The sequence below is a fragment of the Stenotrophomonas sp. LC732 genome (assembly GCF_052446685.1).
Taxonomy (GTDB): Bacteria; Pseudomonadota; Gammaproteobacteria; order Xanthomonadales; family Xanthomonadaceae; genus Stenotrophomonas; species Stenotrophomonas muris.
In genome coordinates this window covers 4,423,563-4,430,000 of the sequence record NZ_CP199214.1, presented here as the reverse complement: position 1 = coordinate 4,430,000, position 6,438 = coordinate 4,423,563, and the positions used below count along the sequence as shown (strand labels likewise).

Here is a 6,438-nt window from a genome sequence, read left to right as displayed (position 1 = left end):
CCGCACGCCGAAAGCCCAAGGTTTCCTTGCGCAACGTTAATCGGCGCAGGGTGAGTCGGCCCCTAAGGCGAGGACGAAAGTCGTAGTCGATGGGAAGCAGGTTAATATTCCTGCACCTCGCGTAAGTGCGATGGAGGGACGGAGAAGGTTAGGTGTACCAGGCGTTGGTTGTCCTGGGGAAAGGCGGTAGGTTTGGATCTTTGGCAAATCCGGGATCCTTTAAGACCGAGCACCGAGACGAGCCTTTATGGCGAAGTCACTGATACCACGCTTCCAGGAAAAGCTCCTAAGCTTCAGCTTACGCAGACCGTACCGTAAACCGACACAGGTGGGTAGGATGAGAATTCTCAGGCGCTTGAGAGAACTCGGGTGAAGGAACTAGGCAACATGGCACCGTAACTTCGGGAGAAGGTGCACCCTTTTTGGTGGCTCGTGCGAGCTATAGCTGAAGAGGGTCGCAGTAACCAGGCCGCTGCGACTGTTTATCAAAAACACAGCACTCTGCAAACACGAAAGTGGACGTATAGGGTGTGACGCCTGCCCGGTGCTGGAAGGTTAATTGATGGGGTCAGCCGCAAGGCGAAGCTCTTGATCGAAGCCCCAGTAAACGGCGGCCGTAACTATAACGGTCCTAAGGTAGCGAAATTCCTTGTCGGGTAAGTTCCGACCTGCACGAATGGCGTAACGACAGCGGCGCTGTCTCCACCCGAGACTCAGTGAAATTGAAATCGCTGTGAAGATGCAGCGTTCCCGTGGCAAGACGGAAAGACCCCGTGAACCTTTACTATAGCTTTACACTGAACGTTGAGTTCGTCTGTGTAGGATAGGTGGGAGGCTATGAAACCATGGCGCTAGCTGTGGCGGAGCCATCCTTGAAATACCACCCTGTCGTGCTTGACGTTCTAACCTGGGCCCATTATCTGGGTCGGGGACCGTGTATGGTGGGTAGTTTGACTGGGGCGGTCTCCTCCTAAAGAGTAACGGAGGAGCTCGAAGGTACGCTCAGCGCGGTCGGACATCGCGCACTGTGTGCAAAGGCATAAGCGTGCTTGACTGCAAGATCGACGGATCAAGCAGGTAGGAAACTAGGACTTAGTGATCCGGTGGTTCTGTATGGAAGGGCCATCGCTCAACGGATAAAAGGTACTCCGGGGATAACAGGCTGATACCGCCCAAGAGTTCATATCGACGGCGGTGTTTGGCACCTCGATGTCGGCTCATCACATCCTGGGGCTGTAGTCGGTCCCAAGGGTATGGCTGTTCGCCATTTAAAGTGGTACGCGAGCTGGGTTCAGAACGTCGTGAGACAGTTCGGTCCCTATCTGCCATGGGCGTTGGAGATTTGAGAGGGGCTGCTCCTAGTACGAGAGGACCGGAGTGGACGAACCTCTGGTGTTCCGGTTGTCACGCCAGTGGCATTGCCGGGTAGCTATGTTCGGAAGCGATAACCGCTGAAAGCATCTAAGCGGGAAGCGCGCCTCAAGATGAGATCTCCCGGGGCACAAGCCCCCTGAAGGAACCATGTAGACTACGTGGTTGATAGGTCAGGTGTGTAAGTACAGCAATGTATTGAGCTAACTGATACTAATGATCCGTGCGGCTTGACCATATAACCTCAAGTTGCCTTGGCTTTACGACAGCGTCGTAAGAGCATCCAAGTGCACGCTACGTCACAAGAACTATGCGAGGCTGGCGCCTTGTCCCCCGGGACGAGTGCGACGCTCCAAAAGCCTCCCTGGTGAAATTAGCGCTGTGGAACCACCCGATCCCATCCCGAACTCGGAAGTGAAACGCAGCTGCGCCGATGGTAGTGTGGCTCAAGCCATGCGAGAGTAGGTCATCGCCAGGGTTTACACCCAAAACCCCGCTGCTTGCGCAGCGGGGTTTTTCTTTGTGCGCAGAACATGCGGGTAGTGCCGGCCGCCGGCCGGCACCGCCATAGCTGCACACCGGCCGGTAGATGCACGCCATGCGTGGATATTCTCCGCGGGCAGCCCCAGCGCCAACCAAGGTTGGCGACTACCGAGGGCATGCGGGCGCACAGTAGATTCACGCCATATGTGGATGCGGCACCAGCCAGGGTTGGTCGCTCCTCACGGCAGGTCCGGAAGCGGCCTTTTTTTCCTGACCCATCACGCAAAAGCAGGCAAAAAAAACGGCGCCCTGCGGGCGCCGTCTTGACCGGGATGGAACTGCAGGCCCGGATCAGGCGGCCCGCGAGACCTCGTGCGGTTCCTGCTGGCGGAACACCGATACCGCCTCGGTGAGCGTACCCGCCTGCGATTGCAGCTCGCGTGCGGCCGCGGTGGCTTCCTCCACAAGCGCGGCATTCTGCTGCGTCGCCTGGTCCATCTGCACCACGGTCTGGTTGATCTGCTCGATGCCGACCGACTGCTCCTGCGAGGCCGCCGAGATCTCGTGCATCAGGTGGCTGACATTCTCAACGCCCCCGACAATGCCCTGCATCCGCTGGCCCGCATCGGCCACCAGCTGGGCGCCTTCGCCCACCTGGCGACCTGCCTCATCGATCAGCTTCTTGATTTCTTGAGCCGCAGCGGCGGAGCGCTGCGCCAGCACGCGCACCTCGCTGGCCACCACCGCGAAGCCACGGCCCTGCTCGCCGGCACGGGCGGCCTCCACTGCCGCGTTGAGCGCGAGGATATTGGTCTGGAAGGCGATGCCATCGATCACGCCAGTGATGTCGCCGATCCGCTTCGAGGCTCCCTCGATCGCCTGCATGGTGTCGACGACCCGCTGCATGGCGACGTTGCCATCGCTGGCGGCGCTCTGGGTGGTGATCGCCAGCTGGCTCGCCTCGCGCGCATGGGCAGCGTTCTGGCGCACGGTGGCGGTCAGCTCTTCCATCGAAGCGGCGGTTTCCTGCAGGTGCGCTGCCTGGCGCTCGCTGCGCTCGGACAGCGCGCCATTGCCCGCAGCGATTTCGCTGGCAGCGGTGCTGATCGAGGACGCGCACTGCTGGATACGGCCCACCATGCGCGCCAGCTGGCCGGCGGTGGCGTTGGCATCGCGCTGGATCGCGGCAAACGCGCCGTGATACTCGCCATGCATGCGTCGATCGAGATCGCCGCTGGCCAGCGCCGAGAGCATCTGCCGCACCTCGTCAACCGTACTGCCCAACGTATCCAGCAGCTGGTTGATGCCACCGGTGAGGCCATCGAGGAAGCTGGCACCTTCGGTTGCCTGCAGGCGCTGGTCGAGGTCGCCGGCGGCGGCGGCCGCGACGATGCCGGCGACGGCGTTCTCCAAGGCGAGCTCATGGGTACGGTCATGCCACTCCACGGCAAAGCCCAGGCGCACGCCCTGTGCGTCGAAGACCGGAGTAACCACCTGTGCGAAGTGCACCGGGCCGATCTGTACCTTGCCGTTGTGGCTGACCTGCAGGCCATTGAGGATGGCGCGGATCCGGTCCGGGTTGGCGTGGAAGCGATGGATGCTGCTACCGACCAGGCGCTCGGCATCGAAATCGGGGAAGGCCTGGCGCAACGTTGCCTGCTGGTTGCGCAGCAGGGCCACCACCGAGCGGTTCACGTAGCGGATCACGTGATCGTTGTCGGCAATCATCATCGCGGTGCGCGAGGCATCGAGGGCCTGGCGGATCTGCGCGTTCTCGGCGTGTGCCTCCGCTTCGCGTCCACGCTGGGCCTGCACATGGCGTGCGGTGTCGGCCAGCGCATGGGCCAGCGAACCCGGTGCGTAGGCGGTGGTGTCAGCATGTGCATCAAGATCGGCGCCGGTGGCGATGTCGCGCGCCAGCGCGGCCAGCCGGCGGGGACCGTGGCCAAGCGCTTCGGTCTGCTGGCGGAGCCGCAGTGCGACCTGGCCAAGGAACAGGGTCAGGCCGGCCAGCATCGCGGCCTGCAGCAGCGCCGGCCCCACCGCAGCACCGGCCGGCAGCGGGGCCAGCAGTGCAAGCGTGCCGATGCTACCGGCCAGCCACACCGGCAGACGATCGCGATGGTCCAGCAGCACGCCCAGCAGCAGGGCGATCGGCAACGCCGGCGACAGGCCGGTGATCGCGGACAACAGGGCCAGCTGCAGCGCGACCAGGATTGCCAGGGCGTTGCGGGCGATGCCGCGGCCTGCCAACGGACCGGCCAGCCACAAGGCGGGCAGCACAGCGCCCGCGACCAACGCGGCGGCCACACCGTGCGGACCGCGCAGGGCCAGCACCAGCCCGGTCACGGCCAGTGCCGCGCTGCCGGTCAGCAGGCGGCGGTCAGCACCGCGGGCGAGCTGTTGCAGGTGCGACAGGCGGGCGGTATCGGGGGGACGGGCGGATGCAATGGACATCGGAGGCTCCTGGGTCAGCAGACGACAACGAGCACGCCGCAACGCACGCAGCAGGGCGTGACGAGGGCGGGTGCCGGGAATTCGAGGGATGCGGCGCGATCAGCGACGCGGAGACGGGACACCGCGGCCACATCCTGTGGGTGACGGTGCAGCAGAGCGGGCATGCGGACTTCCTTGCAGAACCAGACACATGCCGCAGGACCGACCGGGCCCGCGTGCAGCGGGCGCAGGGGCCCGCAACTGATGTATCGGCCGCAAACGCGCGGAGTGAAGCGCGCGGACGCCTGCGCTCAGCCGGCGTTGTCGTTGCTGAAGAAGTGCAGGATCACGCCTGCGATCTGTTCCGGATCTTCCATGTGCAGGTGATGGTTGCCGGGAAACACTGCCAGCCGGCCATCCCGCAGGTGCTGCAGGCGATCGCTGCGCATCGGCTCGGGATAATACGACTGCGCCGGCGTGGCATAGATCACCTGTGTCGGGCAGGCGATGGCCTGCAGCAGGTTGTCGATCTGGCCCTCGCTGAGGCGGATCGCGGTGGGCAGCATCAGGCGCGGATCGCTGCACCAGCGATACCCGCCTTCGACCGGTTCCACGCCGCGCTCGACCAGCAGTCGTGCGCACGGTTCGCTGAGCTGGTTGGTCATCATCCGTGCGCGGATCGGCGCGGCCAGGTCGGGGAACACGCGCAGCTGCTTGCGCGCCAACGCACGGGTGGCGCTCACATGCTCGCGCAGGCGATGGGCGGTCTCTTCTTCGGGGCCGCGCAGGCCGCCGAGAGCTTCGATCGCCACCAGGCGCTCGACGCGGTCGCTGACCGAGGCGGTGAGGCTGGCGATGCCGGCGCCCATCGAATGGCCGAGCAGGCTGAAGCGGTCCCAGCCCAGGGCGTCGGCCACATCAAGCACGTGGCAGATCGCGGCCGCCGTGGTGTAGCTGGCACCGGCCGGCAGGTGCGCGCTGTGGCCATGGCCGGGCAGGTCGATCGCCACCAGCTGCAGCGACGCCAGGTGCGGCGCCAGCGGCACGAAGCTGGCGGCATTGTCGAGCCAGCCATGCAGGGCCAGCACGCGCGGGCCGTCGCCGCTGTTGCGCAGGCCGGCGACGCGGGTGCCGCCCACCTCGAGTTCAAAGGGTTGCAGACTCATGCCAGCGAGGCCACGGCCAGTCGCGCCAGGGCGCGCGCGTGTTCCGGTTCGGCATTGAGGCAGGGGATGTAGCGCATCGTCGCGCCACGTTCGGCCAGCGTTTCGGTGAAGCCCATCGCGACTTCTTCCAGCGTTTCCAGGCAATCGGTGGCGAAGCCGGGGCAGACCACGTCGATCTGCTTCACACCGGATTCGGCCAACGCCCACAGGCTCGGCTCAGCGTAAGGCTGCAGCCAGCGCTCGCGGCCGAAGCGCGACTGGTAACCCATCTGCCAGTCGTCCTTGCCCAGGCCCAGCGCGTTGGCGATGGCCTGCGCGCTGGCCTCGCAGCGCTGCGGATACGGATCACCCGCGTCGGCCAGGCGCTGCGGGATGCCGTGGAAGGAGAACATCAGTTTCTGACTGCGGCCGTGCTGTTCCCAGTAGCGGCGGATCGAGCCGGCAACGGCCTCGACCCAGCCCGGGTCGACCGAGTAGTCGCGTACCAGACTGACGGTCACGCCCGGGTTGCGCCGCTGCCAGGCGTCGACGCGGTCCTCGACCGAGGCGGTGGTGGTGGTGGAGTACTGCGGGTACAGCGGCAGCACCACGATGCGGCGTGCGCCTTCGGCGGCGAGGCGGTCGAGCTCGTGGGCCAGGGCCGGTTCGCCATAGCGCATTGCGTGGCGCACTTTCAGGGTTGGCAGCAGGGCCTGCATCGCCTGCGCCAGCTGCCGGGTATGGACCATCAGCGGTGAGCCATCCGGCAGCCAGACCTGGGCGTACTTGGCCGCCGAACGGCTGCTGCGCAGCGGCAGGATCAGTCCGCGCAGCAGCGGCTGCCACAGCAGTGGCGGGATCGCGACCACGCGGCGGTCGGACAGGAATTCGGCCAGGTAACGGCGTACGGCGGGGGCCGTCGGCGTATCGGGCGTGCCTAGGTTGACCGCCAGCACGGCGGTATCGGGTGCGTCGAGCATGGGGTGCATTGTCGCCGATCCGG

3 protein-coding genes and 2 rRNA genes (1 of these 5 cut by a window edge) are annotated in these 6,438 nt (G+C 65.1%); 2 read left to right on the top strand and 3 right to left on the bottom strand.

What is annotated here, in order from left to right; all coding sequences use genetic code 11:
- Positions 1-1,609 (top strand): 23S ribosomal RNA (locus ACT6SE_RS20850) (it extends 1,269 nt beyond the left edge of the window).
- 125 nt (positions 1,610-1,734) lie between these two features.
- Positions 1,735-1,849: ribosomal RNA gene (rrf, locus tag ACT6SE_RS20845) — 5S ribosomal RNA — on the top strand.
- Between the two features lie 356 nt (positions 1,850-2,205).
- Here rrf and ACT6SE_RS20840 read toward each other — a convergent pair.
- The 3 genes from ACT6SE_RS20840 to hemH form a co-directional block, all read right to left on the bottom strand.
- On the bottom strand, positions 2,206-4,311 hold the full coding sequence (locus tag ACT6SE_RS20840; protein ID WP_046433314.1) for a methyl-accepting chemotaxis protein: 2,106 nt from the start codon (positions 4,309-4,311) through the stop codon (positions 2,206-2,208).
- A 290-nt stretch (positions 4,312-4,601) separates the two neighbouring features.
- Positions 4,602-5,456, bottom strand: a complete 855-nt coding sequence (locus tag ACT6SE_RS20835) for an alpha/beta fold hydrolase (protein WP_046433313.1) — start codon at positions 5,454-5,456, stop codon at positions 4,602-4,604.
- Positions 5,453-6,415, bottom strand: a complete 963-nt coding sequence (hemH, locus tag ACT6SE_RS20830) for a ferrochelatase (RefSeq protein ID WP_046433311.1) — start codon at positions 6,413-6,415, stop codon at positions 5,453-5,455. Before hemH ends, ACT6SE_RS20835 begins: the two co-directional genes overlap by 4 nt.
- Positions 6,416-6,438: the final 23 nt, after the last annotated feature.

Coding starts and splice junctions, on each gene's coding strand:
- hemH (WP_046433311.1), bottom strand. CDS start 6,415: ATGCTCGACGCACCCGATACCGCCGTGCTGGCGGTCAACCTAGGCACG.
- ACT6SE_RS20840 (WP_046433314.1), bottom strand. CDS start 4,311: ATGTCCATTGCATCCGCCCGTCCCCCCGATACCGCCCGCCTGTCGCAC.
- ACT6SE_RS20835 (WP_046433313.1), bottom strand. CDS start 5,456: ATGAGTCTGCAACCCTTTGAACTCGAGGTGGGCGGCACCCGCGTCGCC.